This window comes from Granulicella sp. WH15, from assembly GCF_009914315.1.
Classification (GTDB): Bacteria; Acidobacteriota; Terriglobia; order Terriglobales; family Acidobacteriaceae; genus Edaphobacter.
In genome coordinates this window covers 2,731,801-2,747,280 of record NZ_CP042596.1, presented here as the reverse complement: position 1 = coordinate 2,747,280, position 15,480 = coordinate 2,731,801, and the positions used below count along the sequence as shown (strand labels likewise).

Below are 15,480 nucleotides of genomic sequence, written 5' to 3'. Positions count from 1 at the left end.
GGAGTGGACCGTCCAACCGCCTGCCAGCGCGACATACTTTTTAGGCTAGGAGTCTGTTGGTGGGCGTCTGTACGCCAAATCGACAAAGCCATTCCTGTAAGCGACTACATTCTTCAGAAGCCACTTCTGCTCCATACCGGAGTTGCCGAATAGGTGTAGCCCGTTACCCAGTGTGACCGGCGCTATCATCAATCTGATTTCATCCACCAGGCCGAGCTTGAGAAAACTCTGGCCTAGCGCGGCCCCTCCCACCAGCCAGATGTTTTTGTATCGGGGGGCGAGCACCTCATCCACCAATCTCTTGAGGTCGCCTGAGTAGAACTCCACGCTCTTCCGCGTGGACGGCAGCTCTCTTTTCGTTATCACGACCGTCGGGGTATCGCCGTAGGGCCAGCCGAGTTGCAGCGCGTGCTCATAAGTGCGAGAACCCAGCACGTAGCAGTCTATCGACTGGATAACCTCCGCGCCGTCGTCGGTGACTCCTTTGGGATAGATGTCGCCAGGACTATCCATCCAGGAAACACTGTTGTCCGTCCTGGCGATGAAGCCATCAAGGCTTGAAACTACGTGCAGCGTAACCGTCGATCTCATTCCACTCGACATATTTCCTCCTGATGAGGCCGACATTGATAGCGTCCAGGCTGTTTCGTAATCGGAATTGGATCGACAATGAATAGTTGGCCGGAGTTAGGGAGTCTCGCTTCCAGTTAGAGTGTGGACCGCAGTACTGTCAGCCGTCGTCTTCATCACCAGCATCGTGGCGTCGGTCCCCAGCGGGATGCCTTTCTTCTCGAAGACCAGCACGATCCGCTTCCTCAGCTCGCGTAGGATCGGATCCTTCTGGTTCGGCCGCACGCGCAGGTTGATCGGATAAACAATCGAGCGCCCGTCGATCTTATCCACCCCCAGGATCACCGGATCGGCGATCAGCACATTCTGGAAGGCCGTATCTCCACGCAGGGTGGCCGCAATCTCGCTCAGCACCTGCATCACCACATCCGGGTTGGTGCTCGCATCCACCGAGACCGGCAGCGTTGCGATCGAGTAATCGCGGGTCAGGTTCGAGACTGTGGCGATCTGAGAGTTGGGAATGATGTGCAGGGTGCCGTCACTGTCGCGCAGCCGCGTCAGCCGCAGGGTCAGGTCTTCGACCGTGCCCGTGAGCGAGGCGGCGCGGATGACGTCGCCCACGTTGTACTGGTCCTCGACCAGGATGAAGACGCCGTTGATGATGTCCTTGAAGAGCGACTGCGCGGCCAGGCCGACGCCCACGCCGATGATGCCCGCCGAGGCCAGCAGCGGCTTGTAGTCGATGTTGAAGAGGTTGAGAACCTGAAGAAATCCCAGAAATCCCAGCACGCTGTAGGCTGTGCCGCGGATGATCGCCGCCATGGTGCGGAGCTGAGAGGCCCGCTGGACGTTGACCACCGTGAGCTTGCTGGCCGCGTCGTTCAGGCGCTTGACGAAGAAGCGCACCACTCGCTCGAGGATAAGCAGCATGATGACGACGAGCAGGATCTTGGGCAGGCGCTCACGCACCATCACCATGATGTCGTTGTGCCAGTCGTGCTCGATGATGCGAAGGGTGCTCTCTTCGGGTGCGGGGGCGAAGAGGGTGGCAAGCAGGGTGTGCATCGCAGGCAGCATAATCCAACCTTCAGAGACTGAAAGAACACCTCCAGCTTATCGGAAGAAGATTCATTGCAAGTGTCCTTGCTTTCGCTCACAATGAGACGCAAATGGGCGAGGGGAGCCGGACCATGAGAGACCGGAAGAACTGGTGGAGGTTTCGTACAGGCCACATCGTCGTCGCGGTGGCTTTGGCATGTGGAGCGGCAGCAAATGCGCAATCCCCGGGACAGCCCTATTCTTATCCGGGGGCTACTCCGGCTCGGCCCGGTCAGGCGGGGACGGGGGGACCTCCTCAACTGGGTGGCGATCTGCCCCGGCCTCCCGGCCCGATTATCGAGAGCCAGGCCGCGGGCCGCAACCTGGATCGGCAGCGCCGTCTGGTAGCCGATACGCAACGGCTGCTGCAACTGGCGATCGAGCTGAAGACCGAGGTGGATAAGACTAATCAGAACATCCTGTCGGTCGATGTAGTCAAGAAGGCCGAAGAGATTGAAAAGCTGGCCAAAAGCGTTAAGGATCGGATGAAGGGATAAAAGAGCGGCGTGGAGTGCCCAACCACGCCGCAAACCTAAACTTGTGGGGCTGTTTCTATGGCAGTGCGACTGCCGCTGCCGCGTTGACGAGCGCCTGCGCCACTCCGGGCAGTGCGGTCGCTGTGGACTGCATCGCGGCGACCACTGCCGCGGCTGTCCAGCCGGGGTGCGCGGCGCGGATGAGGGCTGCGACTCCCGCCGCCAGTGGGGCGGAGGCGCTGGTGCCCATCGCCTGCACGTAGGACAGGTGGCCCAGGCCGAAGCACCCGAAGGAGTGGCTGCTATCGATGGGAGCGCCATCGGCGGTGCCCGGCTTGCCGGAGCTGCACGCTCCTTCGATCCAGCCTCCGGCTTCAGTTGTGGAGGACGATGGGGGATAGCTGCCGCCGGGGGCGGCGAGGGCGTTCAAGGTCGTACCGTGGTTGCTGTAGTAGGGCAGGGTGGCCGGGCCGGTGGAGCAGGTGGCCCCTGTGGTCAGGTCTTCGGCGCACTCCGGGTTGGTGGAGGCGACGACGGCCAGCACCCCTAACGATTGCGCCGGGATCTCAAGGTATCGCCGGTTGCTCAGGTCGAAGCCTTCGTTACCGGCAGCCGCGATGAGGATCGTCCCGGCCTGTGCGGCTGTGGATGCCGCCTGGTCGAAGAGCGCCTTGGCGTCCGCGCCGTCGCTGCTTTCGAGGTCGATCAGGGTTCCCAGAGACAGAGAGACGATGTCGGCGTGCTGGGCTACAGCGTCGTCCAGCCCCGCGATGACCCACGAGAGCAGCCCGCTGGCCTGTCCCGACGCGCAGGTGGAGGCGTCGCCAGCGGTGGCGGGCATTCGTTGCAGCACCTTAATGTTGAGCAGCGTTGCCGACGGGGCCACGCCGACGACCAGCCCGGTGGCCGAGCCCATCGCTCCTGCCGCCAGTGACGCGGCCCAGGTGCCGTGGCCCTGCTGGTCTTGCGGGGAGCCGTCGTCGCAAGGGCTGGGGACAGCGCTCTGGTCGATCTCGCTGAGGTTCAGCGTGAGGTTAGGCGCGATGTCCGGGTGGGCGGCGTCGACGCCGCTGTCAAGGATGGCGATGCTTACGCCCTTGCCTTGGGTGGTGTCCCATGGCCCGGTGACCTGCCCGGTGGCCGGGCCTCCGGGTATCTGGAGCCCGTAGCCGCCCACTTGGCGCACTGCCCAGCCTTTTGGGGAGGTGTAATCGGCGTCGGCGGTGGTGAGCGGCTTGAAGCCCGTGGGGGCGCTGGTGCCGATGGGGAGCATCGTGACGGCCTGGGCCGAAACAACCCGGTCGGCGGTGACGGCGGCTACGCCGGGCAGAGCACGCAGGGTCGAGAGGACGTCAGGCAGGGCGCTGGTGACGACGACTATTCCGAAGCGATCATTGCGATGGAAGAGCGTGGCTCCAACCGCTTGAACGTCAGTTTCGGCGTCGGCGGGGATGGCGGCGTTACGATATGCGACCAGATACCGGCCGGGAACGGAGGTTCCGAATGGGGACGGCTGGCTGAACGACGTCCGAGGATGAAGTAGCAGTACAGGTGTAAGTATTAGTTGTAAAGTTATGATCCGTAATGGTTTCAATTTGTAGTCCTCTTTCGGGATCTGGGCGTCCCGACATGGGATTGATCGGCGGCGGGGACTCCGGCAGGCGCGACAAGGAGGACACCGTGGGGTACGGCGGTCAGATTACCTTCGGGAGAAAGAACGGAGGAATGGGTCTCTTGTCCGGATGGAAGGTTGCGGGGAGGACAACAGGAGGTTGCAGGTGATAGAAATTGGCTGAGGGGAATCGGAATGGCGCGTCACTCGGGCAGTGCAGTTGCGAACGCCGGTACGGCAGCAGGCAGCCGTGCAGTCGCAACAAAAAAGACAGTGGGATCGACCGATGAGACGGCGGCGTGGGGTGGACTCTCGCGGGAGAAGCTGGTTGAGTTCTACCGGTTGATGTACCTTTCGCGCCGCACGGACGATCGCGAGATCGTGCTGAAGCGGCAGCAGAAGATCTTCTTCCAGATCTCGTGTGCGGGGCACGAAGCCCTGCTGGTAGCGGCGGGCATGGCGCTCAAGCCGGGGTACGACTGGTTCTTCCCGTACTACCGCGACCGCGCCCTGTGCCTGGCGCTGGGCAATACGGTCGAGGAGCAGTTGCTGCAATCGGTGGGCGCGGCGGCGGACATCGCCAGCGGCGGGCGGCAGATGCCCTCGCACTGGTCCAGCAGCAAGCTGAACATCGTTACGCCCAGCTCGTCGACGGCGACGCAGTGCCTGCACGCGGTGGGCTGCGCGGAGGCGGGACGCTACTTCAACCGCCATCCCGAGGCCGCGCTGAAGACCGCGGCGGGCGCGGCGGACTACCGCTCGTATAAAAATGTGAAGTTTAATGGCGACGAGGTCGTCTATGTCTCGATCGGCGAAGGCTCGACCAGCCAGGGTGAGTTCTGGGAGTCGCTGAACACGGCCTCGAACGGCAAGCTGCCGGTGGTGTACGTGGTCGAGGACAACGGATACGCCATCTCGACGCCGGTGGAGGCCAATACGCCGGGCGGTAATATCTCGAAGCTGGTGGCGAACTTCCCCAACTTCCACTTCGCCGAGGTGGACGGCACCGACCCCATCGCGAGCTACAAGGCGATGGTGGAGGCGGTGGCATACTGCCGGGCAGGGCATGGTCCGGCGCTGGTGCACGGCCATGTGATTCGGCCCTACTCGCACTCGCTGAGCGAGGATGAGCGCGACTACCGCTCGGCCGAGGAACTGGAGGCCGATGCGCTGCGCGACCCCATCGCCCGGATGCAGATGTGGCTGCTGCGCGAGGGGATTCTCGACGAGGACGGGATCGACCAGCTTGAGAAGAAGGCCGATCTCGAGGTGCAAAAGGCTGCGGATCAGGCGGTAAGCGCCGCGTTTCCTGAGCCTGCGTCGATCCTGAAGCACGTCTACTCGGAGAACCTGAGCTGCGCGGACCCGCGCTTTGCGACCGAGCCTGTGGTGACGAATCCCGCTGAGCGGACGATGGCCGACCTCATCAACACCTGCCTGAAGGACGAGATGCGGCGTGACCCGCGGATCGTCGTCTTCGGCGAGGACGTGGCCGATGCGACCCGCGCGGAGATCCTGAAGGACGGCAAGGTCAAGGGCAAGGGCGGCGTCTTCAAGCTGACCTCGGGGCTACAGATGGAGTTCGGCTCGGACCGCGTGTGGAACAGCCCGCTGGCCGAGGCCAACATCACCGGACGCGCCATCGGCATGGCCGTGCGCGGGCTGAAGCCGGTGGTGGAGATCCAGTTCTTCGACTACATCTGGCCCGCGATGCACCAGATGCGCAACGAACTGGCGTTGATCCGCTGGCGCTCGAACGGCGATTTCTCCTGCCCGCTGGTGATGCGCGTACCCATTGGCGGCTACCTGACGGGCGGCTCGATCTACCACTCGCAGTCGGGCGAGAGCATCTTTACCCATACGCCGGGCGTGCGGATCGTGATGCCGTCGAACGCGCTCGACGCGCTGGGGCTGCTGCGGACGGCGATCCGCTGCGACGACCCGGTACTCTTTCTGGAGCACAAGCGGCTGTATCGGGAGCCTATCGGCAAGGCCGCCTACCCGGGGCCGGAGTATTCCATTCCGTTCGGCAAGGCGAAGATCGTGCGGCCGGGCAAGGACTTGACCGTGGTGACGTATGGGGCCGTGGTGCCGCGTGCGTTGCAGGCGGCGGAGAAGCTCTTTCGCGAGAAGAAGATCGACGTTGAGTTGATCGACCTGCGCTCGCTCTCGCCGTACGACTGGGAGGCGATTGCCGAGTCGGTGCGGAAGACGAACAAGGTGATCGTCGCGCACGAGGATATGAAGAGCTGGGGCTATGGGGCGGAGATCGCCGCAAGGATTGGCGAGGAGCTGTTCCACGATCTCGACGCGCCGGTGCGGCGTGTGGCGGCGATGGACACGTTCGTGGCCTATCAGCCGCTGCTCGAAGACGTAATCCTGCCGCAGCCGGACGACCTCTACAAAGCAATGATCGACCTGGCCGCCTTCTAGTATTTCGTACCGTTCTTGGGGCGTATAGGTGGGATGATCCGTTGAAGTCCTCCCGTTGGTCGGAAGCGAGCATCGCTCGTTTGGGCCGGCGGGAGGACTTTTTGCTTTTTTCCTGGCCCGGATCGCTGGGCTAAGGGGGAATCTCGCCTCGGTGAACCTGCATCACAACCCGGATTCTGTAGCTTCGGAAGGAGACCCTCCGTTTTCTGGAAGGAGGCAGTGATTAAGTTGCCAATAGCTTCTATATCATCTCCTCCGGTTTCGGGCTTTCGGCGAGAAAAAATTATTGCGGGGTAGGGAACTTCTCTAAAGGTGGCCCAATACCCTCTCTGAGAGGCCGGGGAGACGGGTGGCATAGAGCTTTGAGAGAGGTTGAAATGAGCCGCGAACTGCGAAAGACGCCTTGGATTTCAAGGGGTTGATGAATTTTTTGTAACGTTCGGACGAGAAAATAGAGAGGATTTTGCTAGGCAGGCGACTTGGAAGAGTGTTTTCCTCCAGCAAGGCTACTGACAGATGAATTTATGAGCGTTCTCTCATTTTGGGGCCGAATTTTCCACCGCATGGGCTTGAGATCTGTGTCCCGATGGGATAGAGTAAATCCCGTTGCTTTTTGTAAGGAATCAGATTTGATTCTTCAAATTGTTTTCCATAGAAATATACAAAAAACGCACAACTAATTTCTGGGCCGTGCGTCATAGTATGTGTAGCCCAGAAAGCAGCCGGACTTTCAGTTCCCTCGGTTCCGGCTTCCCCTATCCGCAAGACAAACTCCCCCCTTATACGAAAGGCGCCCCGAACACCGGGCGCCTTCTCTCCTTTAACCGTGTGGTTGGGTTTTCAGTGCAGTCCGAGGCGACGATCCAGCGACGCTGCTCCCGGCCCGGCCAGAAGCAGCATGACCGCGATGGCGGCCAGCGTCAGCGTGTGTTCGGACGCCTCGTAGCCGTGGCGCAGGTTGACCAGCACCAGCGCTACGAGCAGGTCTCCGGCGGTCAGCAGGGACCAGAAGCGGGTGAAGAGGCCGATCAGGATCGAGAATCCGCCCACGAACTCGGTCGCGGTGGAGACGTAGCCGAGCCAGCGCGGCAGCCCCAGATGGACGACGTAGTCGTTGAAGTGCTCGACCGAGCTGAGGAGGTGGCCGTGGTTGAGGCCGCCCGCCGGGTAGACCTTGCTCCAGGAGTGGGAGACCATCGCCGCGCCCAGAACGACGCGGAGCAGAAAGACTCCCCAGGGTTGGAAGCCGTTGAGCCAGCGGACCATTATCTTGCCCCCTGCGGGAGATATTCGTCGAGAAAGCGGTTCAGGGCCTCGGCGTAGGCTTCGTCTTTGACGGGCGGCGTTAAATGGACGATGAGGTTGGGAGATGCGGCTCCGCGTGCGAGCTTGTCTACTTTATCCGCGTCTGGCGCGGGGTTTACAGGAGAAGGGCCAGCCGTGAGGATCAGCTTGGGAGTCGCCAGCGAGGTGAGCGGCGAGAGGTCGAAGTGCTCATGGAAGAGGAACGAGAGCGGCACCAGCTCCGCTCGAGGGTCGCGTCGCAGGATGCCGAGCACGTCGGGCTGGGGCGACTCGATCAGCAGAGCGGGCAGTTCGTGGTGGCGGGCGGCGAGATGGGCGGCCAGGGCCGCGCCGAGGCCCGCGCCGTAGGGCAGGATCGTGGAGGCAGAGAGGTGGCGCGTGGTGATGAGGTAGTCCAGTGCGGCGTCGGCGTCTTCGGTCATGCGCTGCTCGTCGGGGTGCGAGGGATCGCTGGCTCCGAAGCCGCGGTAGTCGAAGGCGAAGACGTTGAGGCCGGTGGCGTGCAGGGCTTCGAGCGTGCGAGTGTTGGCCGCAAGATTGCCAGACCCGTCGTGCAGGACGAGGAGGGTGAAGCGGTCGCGCGGGCCGGGCGCGGCGGGAATCCACCAGCCGGAGAGGCGGGCCTGTCCGCTCTCTTCGGTGGCTCCGAAGCGCAAGGCAGAGACGCCGAGGGTGGCGGGCGGCGCGGTCGCTCCGGCGACGGGGTGCAGCAGGAGCTGCCATTCACCCTGGTAGACCAGCAGGCAGAGCGTGAGGTAACCGCAGAAGAGCGCGCCGAGCAGGGTGGCCGCGATTGCGCCCAGCAGCCATGCGGGGTTGATGACCTCGAGCGGTTGAGTGGAGGCGCTCGGTGCGTTGTGCAGAGGTTTTGCGGAGGTGGCGGACTTGATCTTTTGAGCCATCGGGGTGCTCTTCGAAGGGTAGCATTTAAGCTGAGATAAGAGATGTGGAGGGAGTAGAGATGGCGCAATGGGTAAGGCTGTGCGGAGTCGCCGAAGCTCCGGCCGAGGGCAACGTAATGGAGGCCGAGGCTGGCGAGCGGGCGATCTGCCTGGCCAACGTGGGCGGGATGCTGGCAGCGGTGGATAACCTATGTCCTCACCAGCAGGGGCCGCTGGGGATGGGCTGGCTGGAGGGCGATCACGTGGTCTGCCCGTGGCACTCATGGAGCTTCAGTCTGAAGACCGGGGAGGCGGCGGCTCCGGAGCGGGCGCGCGTGGACGTCTTCCCGGTGAAGATCGAGGGCGATGAGGTGCTTGTGGATATCGAGCCACATGGCAGCAACTAATTTGGGCTATTGTGTTTATCAACACAGACGTACGGATACAGACGTACGAATGTGTTGTGGAGGGTCAATCTATGAAGATGCGCAATATGCTGCTCGGCCTGCTGGGTGTGGTTCTGCTCGCCGGTTCCGCCATCCCGGCTCACGCTGCGGGGTACCCTCATCACCGTCATCATCACCGCCACCACCATCACCTCTAATCCAGAGGGAAATGGCTATCCCGAGGCCCGGCTGCAATCGGCCGGGCCTTTCCACATGCGCTTAACCGACCTGATCCCATAATCCTGATAGAATCACTTGAATCCACTCCTTTTGGATTTGCACCGGTCTGCTCCACTCGCGGGCGAGACGGTCAGGAGAGGCAATGCAGGCAATATTGGCGCTCGAAGACGGGCGCATCTTTCGCGGTAAGGGATACGGCGCGCGGGCTGAGTGCTCGGGTGAAGTGGTCTTCAATACATCGCTCACCGGCTACCAGGAGATCTTTACCGATCCCTCCTATGCTGGTCAGATCGTCGTCCTAACCAATCCTCATATCGGCAACTATGGCACCACGCCCTCTGATGCCGAGGCGACCAAACCCTATATCGAAGGGCTGGTGACACGGGAGTTCTCGCCCATCAGCTCGAACTGGCGCTCGACCGAGGTCGCCGACGAGTACCTGGAGCGCAACGGCGTTCCGGTGATCGCGGAGGTGGACACGCGGGCGGTGGTGCGGCACCTGCGGGCCTTCGGCGTGATGCGCGGCGTGATCGCGTCGGGCGAGTCGCTCGACGAGGCGGCGCTGGTAGCCAAGGCCAGGGCCATTCGCAAGATGGATGGGACCGATCTGGCTTCGGTCGTGAGCACCAAGAAGATTTACGAGTGGTCGGACGCGGAGCCGCGTAACCAGACCGGCGATAAGCTGCTGCCCGCGGCGGAGAACCTTCCGCTGAAGCATGTGGTGGCGTACGACTTCGGCATCAAGGCCAACATCCTGCGGATGCTGACACGCGAGGGCTGCCGCGTGACGGTAGTTCCGGCACGCACCTCGGCGGAAGAGGTGCTGGCGCTGAATCCCGATGGCGTCTTCTTCTCGAACGGCCCCGGTGACCCCGAGCCGCTGGACTACGTCATCGAGAACGTGCGGAAGCTCAAGGGCAAGACGCCGCTCTTTGGCATCTGCCTGGGCCACCAGGTCTTCGGCCTGGCGCTCGGCGGCAAGACCTACAAGCTGAAGTTCGGCCATCACGGCGGCAATCACCCGATCCTGAACCATGCCACGGGCAAGGTCGAGATTACGGCGCAGAACCACAACTACAACGTCGATCCGGCTAGCCTGCCCGACGATGTAGAGCGTACGCACACCAACCTGAACGACCAGACGCTGGCCGGGTTGAAGCACAAGACCGACCCGATGTTCAGCGTGCAGTACCACCCCGAGGCCAGCCCCGGACCGCACGATTCGCACTACCTCTTCCGGGATTTTCGGAAGATGATGGACGAGTGGAAGAAGTAACTCCTAGATAAATAGGACGAGAGGAGCGGCAATGATCGAAGTCCAGCTTGAACCTGAACTGGAAGCACGGTTGGAGCGTCTCGCGGCTGACACGCATGTCAGCAAGAGCTTCTTCGCTCACGAGGCGATCCAGCGATTTGTAGAAGATCGCGAAGATTACCTTGAGGGCATTGCCGCTCTCTCTCAATCCAAGTACGCGATCTCGCAGGAAGAGATGGAGCGGCGATCGAGTGTGGCGGACTGAGTTCACCGATGTTGCGGAGCGGGCGCTGCTCAAGTTGGACAAGCCCGTACGGGAACGCATTCTGGCCTTCTTCCGCGAGCGTGTGAGTTCGTCGGAAGACCCAAAGGCTCTCGCCGAACCGCTTGCAGGGGAGTTTCGCGGACTTTGGAGATTTCGTGTGGGTGACTATCGCGTCATCTGCGACATACGGCAGGATGTCCTCATCGTCCTGGTACTTCAGGTGGGGCATCGCAGGGAAGTTTATCGTTAGATCGGAATAGAGAATGCCACGCAGGAATGACATCGCGAAGATTCTAGTGATCGGCTCCGGCCCGATCGTCATCGGCCAGTCGGCCGAGTTCGACTACTCGGGCACGCAGGCGTGCAAGGCGCTGAAGGCGGAGGGGTATGAGGTGGTGCTGGTGAACTCGAACCCGGCCTCCATCATGACCGACCCGGAGGTTGCTGACCGTACCTACATCGAGCCGTTGACGGCCACCTACCTCGAAGAGATTCTGCGGGTCGAGATGGAGATGCTGACGGCTTCGGGCGCGAAGGGCGTCTTTGCCGTGCTGCCTACCGTCGGCGGACAGACCGCGCTGAACCTCGCGGTCGATCTGGCCGATGCGGGCGTGCTCGACCGGCTCGGCATCGAGCTGATCGGCGCGAAGCTCGACGCGATCAAGAAGGCCGAAGACCGTCTCCTGTTCAAGGACGCGATGAATAAGATCGGACTCGACATGCCGCAGTCGAAGCTGGTCAACAACGTCTCGGACGGACTGGCGTTTGCTGCCAAGATCGGCTTCCCGGCGGTGATCCGTCCCAGCTTCACGCTCGGCGGCTCGGGCGGCGGCATCGCGTACAACCGCGAGGAGATGACGGATATTCTCTCGCGCGGTATCGACCTCTCGCCCGTCTCCGAGTGCCTCATCGAGGAGTCGGTGCTGGGTTGGAAGGAGTACGAGCTGGAGGTCGTGCGCGACCTGAACGACAACGTCATCATCATCTGCTCGATCGAGAACTTCGATCCGATGGGCGTGCACACGGGCGACTCCATTACCGTGGCCCCGGCGCAGACCCTGACCGACCGCGAGTATCAGGCCATGCGTAACGCCGCCATCGCCGTCATTCGCGAGATCGGCGTCGAGACCGGCGGATCGAATGTGCAGTTCGCCGTGAATCCGCAGAACGGCCGTATGACCGTCATCGAGATGAACCCGCGTGTCTCGCGCTCGTCGGCGCTGGCCAGCAAGGCCACCGGGTTCCCGATTGCGAAGATCGCGGCGCGGCTGGCGGTTGGTTATAGTCTCGATGAGTTGCAGAACGACATCACCAAGGCCACTCCGGCCTGCTTCGAGCCGACCATCGACTATGTGGTGGTCAAGATTCCAAAGTGGCAGTTCGAGAAGTTCCCCGGCGCGGACGAGGGTCTTGGACCGCAGATGAAGTCGGTGGGCGAGGTCATGGCCATCGGCCGGACCTTCAAGGAAGCGATGATGAAGGCCGTGCGCTCGCTCGAGACCGGCAAGAAAGCTACCGCCGACGATATCGAGCCGCGCCGCCTGACGCAGCGTCTGGTAACGCCGCATCCGGATCGCCTGAGCTACATCCGCTACGCCTTCGAGCGCAACATGACGGTGCGCGAGGTCGCGCGCATGACCGGCATGGACCCGTGGTTCCTGCATCAGATCAAGCAGATCACCGACGAGATCAAGGCCATCGCCGGGAAGCCGATGAACGAGGTTACCGCCGAAGAGCTGCGGACGGCCAAGCGTATGGGAATTTCAGACGAGCGGCTGGCCGCGGGCTGGGGGCTTACCGGCGCCGAGGGCACCGCTGCGGTGCGGGCGCTGCGCAAGCAGCTCAACGTGTTGCCGGTCTACAAGCTGGTCGATACTTGCGCGGCGGAGTTTGAGAGCTACACGCCCTACCTCTATAGCTGCTACGACGAAGAGGACGAGGCAGCGCCGACCACGAAGAAGAAGATCCTGATTCTCGGCTCGGGGCCGAACCGTATTGGGCAGGGAATCGAGTTCGATTACTGCTGCTGCCACGCGGCCTTCGCGCTGCGCGAGGACGGCTACGAGACCATCATGGTCAACTGCAACCCGGAGACCGTCTCGACCGACTACGATACCAGCGACCGCCTTTACTTCGAGCCGCTGACGCTCGAAGATGTGCTCGGCGTCTACGAGCACGAGGCCGCGGCTGGCGCGGAGATCGGCATGATCGTGCAGTTCGGCGGGCAGACGCCGCTGAACCTCTCGCTGCCGCTGAAGAAGGCGGGCGTGCCCATCATCGGCACGTCGCCGGAGTCGATTGACCTTGCTGAAGATCGCAAGCGCTTCGGCAAACTGATCGAGCAGCTCGAGATTCCGCAGCCTGCGGGCGCTCTGGCTACGTCGGTCGAAGAGGCTCTGGCGGGTGCGAACCGTGTGGGTTACCCGGTGCTGGTGCGGCCGTCGTACGTGCTGGGCGGGCGCGCGATGGTGATCGCGTACGACGACGAGGCGATCATCAAGTACATGGGCTCGGCCATCGAGTACTCGCAGGAGCGGCCGGTGCTGATCGACCACTTCCTCGAAGACGCGACCGAGTGCGACGTGGATGCGCTCTGCGACGGCGACGATGTCGTGATCGCGGGCATCATGCAGCACATTGAAGAAGCCGGGATTCACTCGGGCGATTCGTCCTGCGTGCTGCCGTCGGTGGACCTGACCGATGAGGTCAAGGAGACCATCCGCGACTACACCCGCAAGCTGGCGCGGTCGCTCGATGTGATGGGTCTGGTCAACATCCAGTTCGCCATCCAGCGCGGCAAGGTCTACGTGATTGAGGTGAACCCACGCGCGTCGCGTACGGTGCCGTATGTCTCGAAGGCAACGGGCGTGCCGCTGGCCAAGATCGCCTCGCGCATCATGGTCGGGCGCAAGCTGAAGGATCTGCTGCCGGAGTATGTGGCCAGCGGGCGTGACCTGGATACGGGCTCGAACTTCTTCGTCAAGTCGCCGGTCTTCCCGTGGGGCAAGTTCCCCGGCGTGGACACGGTGCTGGGACCGGAGATGAAGTCCACCGGCGAGGTGATGGGCGTGGCCGATAACTTCGGCGAGGCCTTCGCCAAGGCGCAAATCGCGGCGGGGCAGGTGCTGCCGATGCGTGGGACGATCTTCCTCTCGGTCAACGACCACGACAAGGAAGGTGTGGTCGAGCTGGCGCGGAGCTTCCAGGATATGGGCTTCCATCTGGTTGCCACTCATGGCACGGCGCTGGTGCTCGAGGCCGCAGGGCTTCAACCGGAGCGCGTCTACAAGGTGAAGGAAGGCCGCCCGAACGTGGTCGATTACATCAAGGGCGAGCGCATCCAGATGATTATCAATACGCCGCGCGGACAGGATACGTTCTTCGATGAGAAGGCGATCCGCCGGGCTGCTGTGCTGGCTCGCATCCCGACGATCACGACGCTGGCTGCCGCTCGGGCTGCCGCTGAGGGGATCGCCGCGTTGCAGAAGGGCGAGCTGAGCGTTGTGGCGCTCCAGACGCTTCATGCGGAGCACGCGCCCGTCACTGCCTAAGCACTTCGTGCCGTTCTCGGGGCGGTATGGGGGAGTTGTCTTCTGCGGTCCTCCCGTTGGTCGGAAGCGAGCATTCTTCGTTTCCGACCAGCGGGAGGACCTTTGCTTTTAAATTACCCAGACAAGTATGAAAGTCACGAAGTGACCGCCCCGCGCGTAGCGGGCCCGTCCGGCAGGACAGGTTTGTGGCAGGGATAGATCGGGCCTTCAGCCCTCTTCTGTTGCTCCATTCGGTTACCTAGGGCTTCGCCCTAGGCTGGTATAGGGCGCGCCTTCAGCGCTTTCCTAGGGTAGGATTGTGGCTGAGTTGAGGAAAGCATACCTCGGGGGCTAAAGCCCGCGTCTGGGGTTGGTCTTGGATGTCCGGGCTAAAGCCCGGACCTACCCCAGAAGCAACGGCAAAGACAACAACAGAAGCAGATTCCTCCGCTTCGCTCCTGAATGACAACCAAGAAAACAAGCAACAGCAAGGCCGCCCTCGCTCCGATATATTTCGTGTTGTATTCGAAAGACCGGTACTTCGTGCGGCTTTGGACGCTTCGCGTGCTGAGCTTAGCCACAAATTCGGAATAGGGGAATGCTATCGTCCTGCCTTAGCGGCTATACGGGCTTCGAGGATCAGGGCGTACTCGGCCTGGACGAGGGCCGGGGTGTACTTGCGCTCGAGGGCACGGACGGCGAAGTGGCCTTCGGCGAGCTGCTGGTAGTGCTGCATGAACATGATGTTCAGGGCCAGCCCGCCGACGGCTCCGGCGACCGGGACCATCTGGGCGGCGGCCTTCTCGCTGACCTCGAGGCCGAAGCGCGCGGCGATCTTGGTGAGGAAGGAGACCAGTGCTGGTGCTCCCTCTTTTGCTACGCCCTTCTGGGCGACGTAGGAGGCCGCGTCGCGGGTGACCTGCGCGAGAGCGGCGCGGGTGGCGTAGTAGGCGCTGTCGACGACGTCGCCCTTCTGACCGTCGGCTCCGAGGGCCAGTACCTCAAGGCACGAGAGCGAGGCCTCGGGGTTGCTGAGGTCTTCGCCGTGGGAGCGGGCGATCTCGGCGATGGAGTGGAGCATGACTGTGGTGGTGACGGGCAGCTCGACGGCCAGCCCGGCGAGGCCGAAGAAGCCTCCGGCGGCTCCGGTGACGGCGGTGGCCAGGGTGTGGGCACGCTTCCACGGCGTGGCCGAGCTGCTGACCAGGGCTACCCGCAGACAGTGGCGGAGAGCCTTGTCCACGGCCAGCGAGACCTGGTCGCGGGCCGTGGCGGGCAGCATACGGAGCAGAGCCTCGACCGGCATCCCGACCTTGGCGGCGACGGCCATGGCAAAGCTCTGACCCTCGAGTTCTTCGACGGCGATGCGAAGGCGGGCCTTGTCCTGTGCGGTTAGGGCTGGGGGAGTGAGAACTTCCATACGTTCAGA

At 62.6% G+C, this 15,480-nt stretch carries 14 protein-coding genes; 8 read left to right on the top strand and 6 right to left on the bottom strand.

From position 1 onward, the window contains the following. Nucleotides 1-45: 45 nt before the first annotated feature. Nucleotides 46-603 (bottom strand): dihydrofolate reductase family protein, encoded by a 558-nt coding sequence (locus tag FTO74_RS11425; RefSeq protein ID WP_162538268.1) that lies wholly within the window; start codon nt 601-603, stop codon nt 46-48. Nucleotides 604-687: 84 nt separating this feature from the next. Beyond that, nucleotides 688-1,635, bottom strand: a complete 948-nt coding sequence (locus FTO74_RS11420; RefSeq protein WP_162538267.1) for a mechanosensitive ion channel family protein — start codon at nt 1,633-1,635, stop codon at nt 688-690. 125 nt (nt 1,636-1,760) lie between these two features. On the opposite strand from FTO74_RS11420, the gene FTO74_RS11415 reads away from it, so the two are divergent. Next, nucleotides 1,761-2,165, top strand: coding sequence for a hypothetical protein (locus FTO74_RS11415; RefSeq protein WP_162538266.1), 405 nt, complete (start codon nt 1,761-1,763; stop codon nt 2,163-2,165). A 55-nt stretch (nt 2,166-2,220) separates the two neighbouring features. Here FTO74_RS11415 and FTO74_RS11410 read toward each other — a convergent pair whose 3' ends face one another. Next, a complete protein-coding gene (locus FTO74_RS11410) occupies nt 2,221-3,738 on the bottom strand; it encodes a S8 family peptidase (protein WP_255462208.1) in 1,518 nt (505 codons plus the stop codon). A 213-nt stretch (nt 3,739-3,951) separates the two neighbouring features. Between FTO74_RS11410 and FTO74_RS11405 the strand changes: the two genes are divergently transcribed. Continuing rightward, on the top strand, nt 3,952-6,189 hold the full coding sequence (locus FTO74_RS11405; RefSeq protein ID WP_162538265.1) for a thiamine pyrophosphate-dependent enzyme: 2,238 nt from the start codon (nt 3,952-3,954) through the stop codon (nt 6,187-6,189). A gap of 840 nt (nt 6,190-7,029) precedes the next feature. Here the strand turns inward: FTO74_RS11405 and FTO74_RS11400 are convergent. Together FTO74_RS11400 and FTO74_RS11395 are read right to left on the bottom strand one after the other, a co-directional pair. Further along, nucleotides 7,030-7,455: a DoxX family protein gene (locus tag FTO74_RS11400; protein WP_162538264.1), complete on the bottom strand. Its 426-nt coding sequence runs from the start codon at nt 7,453-7,455 to the stop codon at nt 7,030-7,032. Continuing rightward, nucleotides 7,455-8,396: an alpha/beta fold hydrolase gene (locus FTO74_RS11395; RefSeq protein WP_162538263.1), complete on the bottom strand. Its 942-nt coding sequence runs from the start codon at nt 8,394-8,396 to the stop codon at nt 7,455-7,457. Before FTO74_RS11395 ends, FTO74_RS11400 begins: the two co-directional genes overlap by 1 nt. A gap of 59 nt (nt 8,397-8,455) precedes the next feature. On the opposite strand from FTO74_RS11395, the gene FTO74_RS11390 reads away from it, so the two are divergent. The 6 genes from FTO74_RS11390 to carB all read left to right on the top strand — a co-directional run bounded on the left by FTO74_RS11390 (nt 8,456) and on the right by carB (nt 14,072). Further along, a complete protein-coding gene (locus tag FTO74_RS11390; protein ID WP_162538262.1) occupies nt 8,456-8,782 on the top strand; it encodes a Rieske 2Fe-2S domain-containing protein in 327 nt (108 codons plus the stop codon). Nucleotides 8,783-8,853: 71 nt separating this feature from the next. After that, nucleotides 8,854-8,979: a hypothetical protein gene (locus tag FTO74_RS19770; protein ID WP_255462207.1), complete on the top strand. Its 126-nt coding sequence runs from the start codon at nt 8,854-8,856 to the stop codon at nt 8,977-8,979. A gap of 164 nt (nt 8,980-9,143) precedes the next feature. Next, nucleotides 9,144-10,277, top strand: coding sequence for a glutamine-hydrolyzing carbamoyl-phosphate synthase small subunit (gene carA / locus FTO74_RS11385; protein WP_162538261.1), 1,134 nt, complete (start codon nt 9,144-9,146; stop codon nt 10,275-10,277). 31 nt (nt 10,278-10,308) lie between these two features. Continuing rightward, nucleotides 10,309-10,521, top strand: a complete 213-nt coding sequence (locus FTO74_RS11380; RefSeq protein ID WP_162538260.1) for a ribbon-helix-helix protein, CopG family — start codon at nt 10,309-10,311, stop codon at nt 10,519-10,521. Beyond that, nucleotides 10,508-10,771, top strand: a complete 264-nt coding sequence (locus FTO74_RS11375) for a type II toxin-antitoxin system RelE/ParE family toxin (RefSeq protein ID WP_162538259.1) — start codon at nt 10,508-10,510, stop codon at nt 10,769-10,771. The genes FTO74_RS11380 and FTO74_RS11375 overlap by 14 nt, the downstream gene beginning before the upstream one ends. 13 nt (nt 10,772-10,784) lie before the next feature. Beyond that, nucleotides 10,785-14,072, top strand: coding sequence for a carbamoyl-phosphate synthase large subunit (gene carB, locus FTO74_RS11370; protein ID WP_162538258.1), 3,288 nt, complete (start codon nt 10,785-10,787; stop codon nt 14,070-14,072). Nucleotides 14,073-14,652: 580 nt separating this feature from the next. Here the strand turns inward: carB and FTO74_RS11365 are convergent. Then, nucleotides 14,653-15,471, bottom strand: a complete 819-nt coding sequence (locus tag FTO74_RS11365; RefSeq protein WP_162538257.1) for an EcsC family protein — start codon at nt 15,469-15,471, stop codon at nt 14,653-14,655. Between the last annotated feature and the right edge of the window lie 9 nt (nt 15,472-15,480).

Bases quoted from the DNA above. Each gene is read 5' to 3' on its own strand.
- carB (WP_162538258.1), top strand. From the start codon at position 10,785: ATGCCACGCAGGAATGACATCGCGAAGATTCTAGTGATCGGCTCCGGC.
- FTO74_RS11365 (WP_162538257.1), bottom strand. From the start codon at position 15,471: ATGGAAGTTCTCACTCCCCCAGCCCTAACCGCACAGGACAAGGCCCGC.
- carA (WP_162538261.1), top strand. From the start codon at position 9,144: ATGCAGGCAATATTGGCGCTCGAAGACGGGCGCATCTTTCGCGGTAAG.
- FTO74_RS11390 (WP_162538262.1), top strand. From the start codon at position 8,456: ATGGCGCAATGGGTAAGGCTGTGCGGAGTCGCCGAAGCTCCGGCCGAG.
- FTO74_RS11380 (WP_162538260.1), top strand. From the start codon at position 10,309: ATGATCGAAGTCCAGCTTGAACCTGAACTGGAAGCACGGTTGGAGCGT.
- FTO74_RS11415 (WP_162538266.1), top strand. From the start codon at position 1,761: ATGAGAGACCGGAAGAACTGGTGGAGGTTTCGTACAGGCCACATCGTC.
- FTO74_RS11425 (WP_162538268.1), bottom strand. From the start codon at position 603: ATGTCGAGTGGAATGAGATCGACGGTTACGCTGCACGTAGTTTCAAGC.
- FTO74_RS11420 (WP_162538267.1), bottom strand. From the start codon at position 1,635: ATGCACACCCTGCTTGCCACCCTCTTCGCCCCCGCACCCGAAGAGAGC.
- FTO74_RS19770 (WP_255462207.1), top strand. From the start codon at position 8,854: ATGAAGATGCGCAATATGCTGCTCGGCCTGCTGGGTGTGGTTCTGCTC.
- FTO74_RS11405 (WP_162538265.1), top strand. From the start codon at position 3,952: ATGGCGCGTCACTCGGGCAGTGCAGTTGCGAACGCCGGTACGGCAGCA.
- FTO74_RS11400 (WP_162538264.1), bottom strand. From the start codon at position 7,455: ATGGTCCGCTGGCTCAACGGCTTCCAACCCTGGGGAGTCTTTCTGCTC.
- FTO74_RS11395 (WP_162538263.1), bottom strand. From the start codon at position 8,396: ATGGCTCAAAAGATCAAGTCCGCCACCTCCGCAAAACCTCTGCACAAC.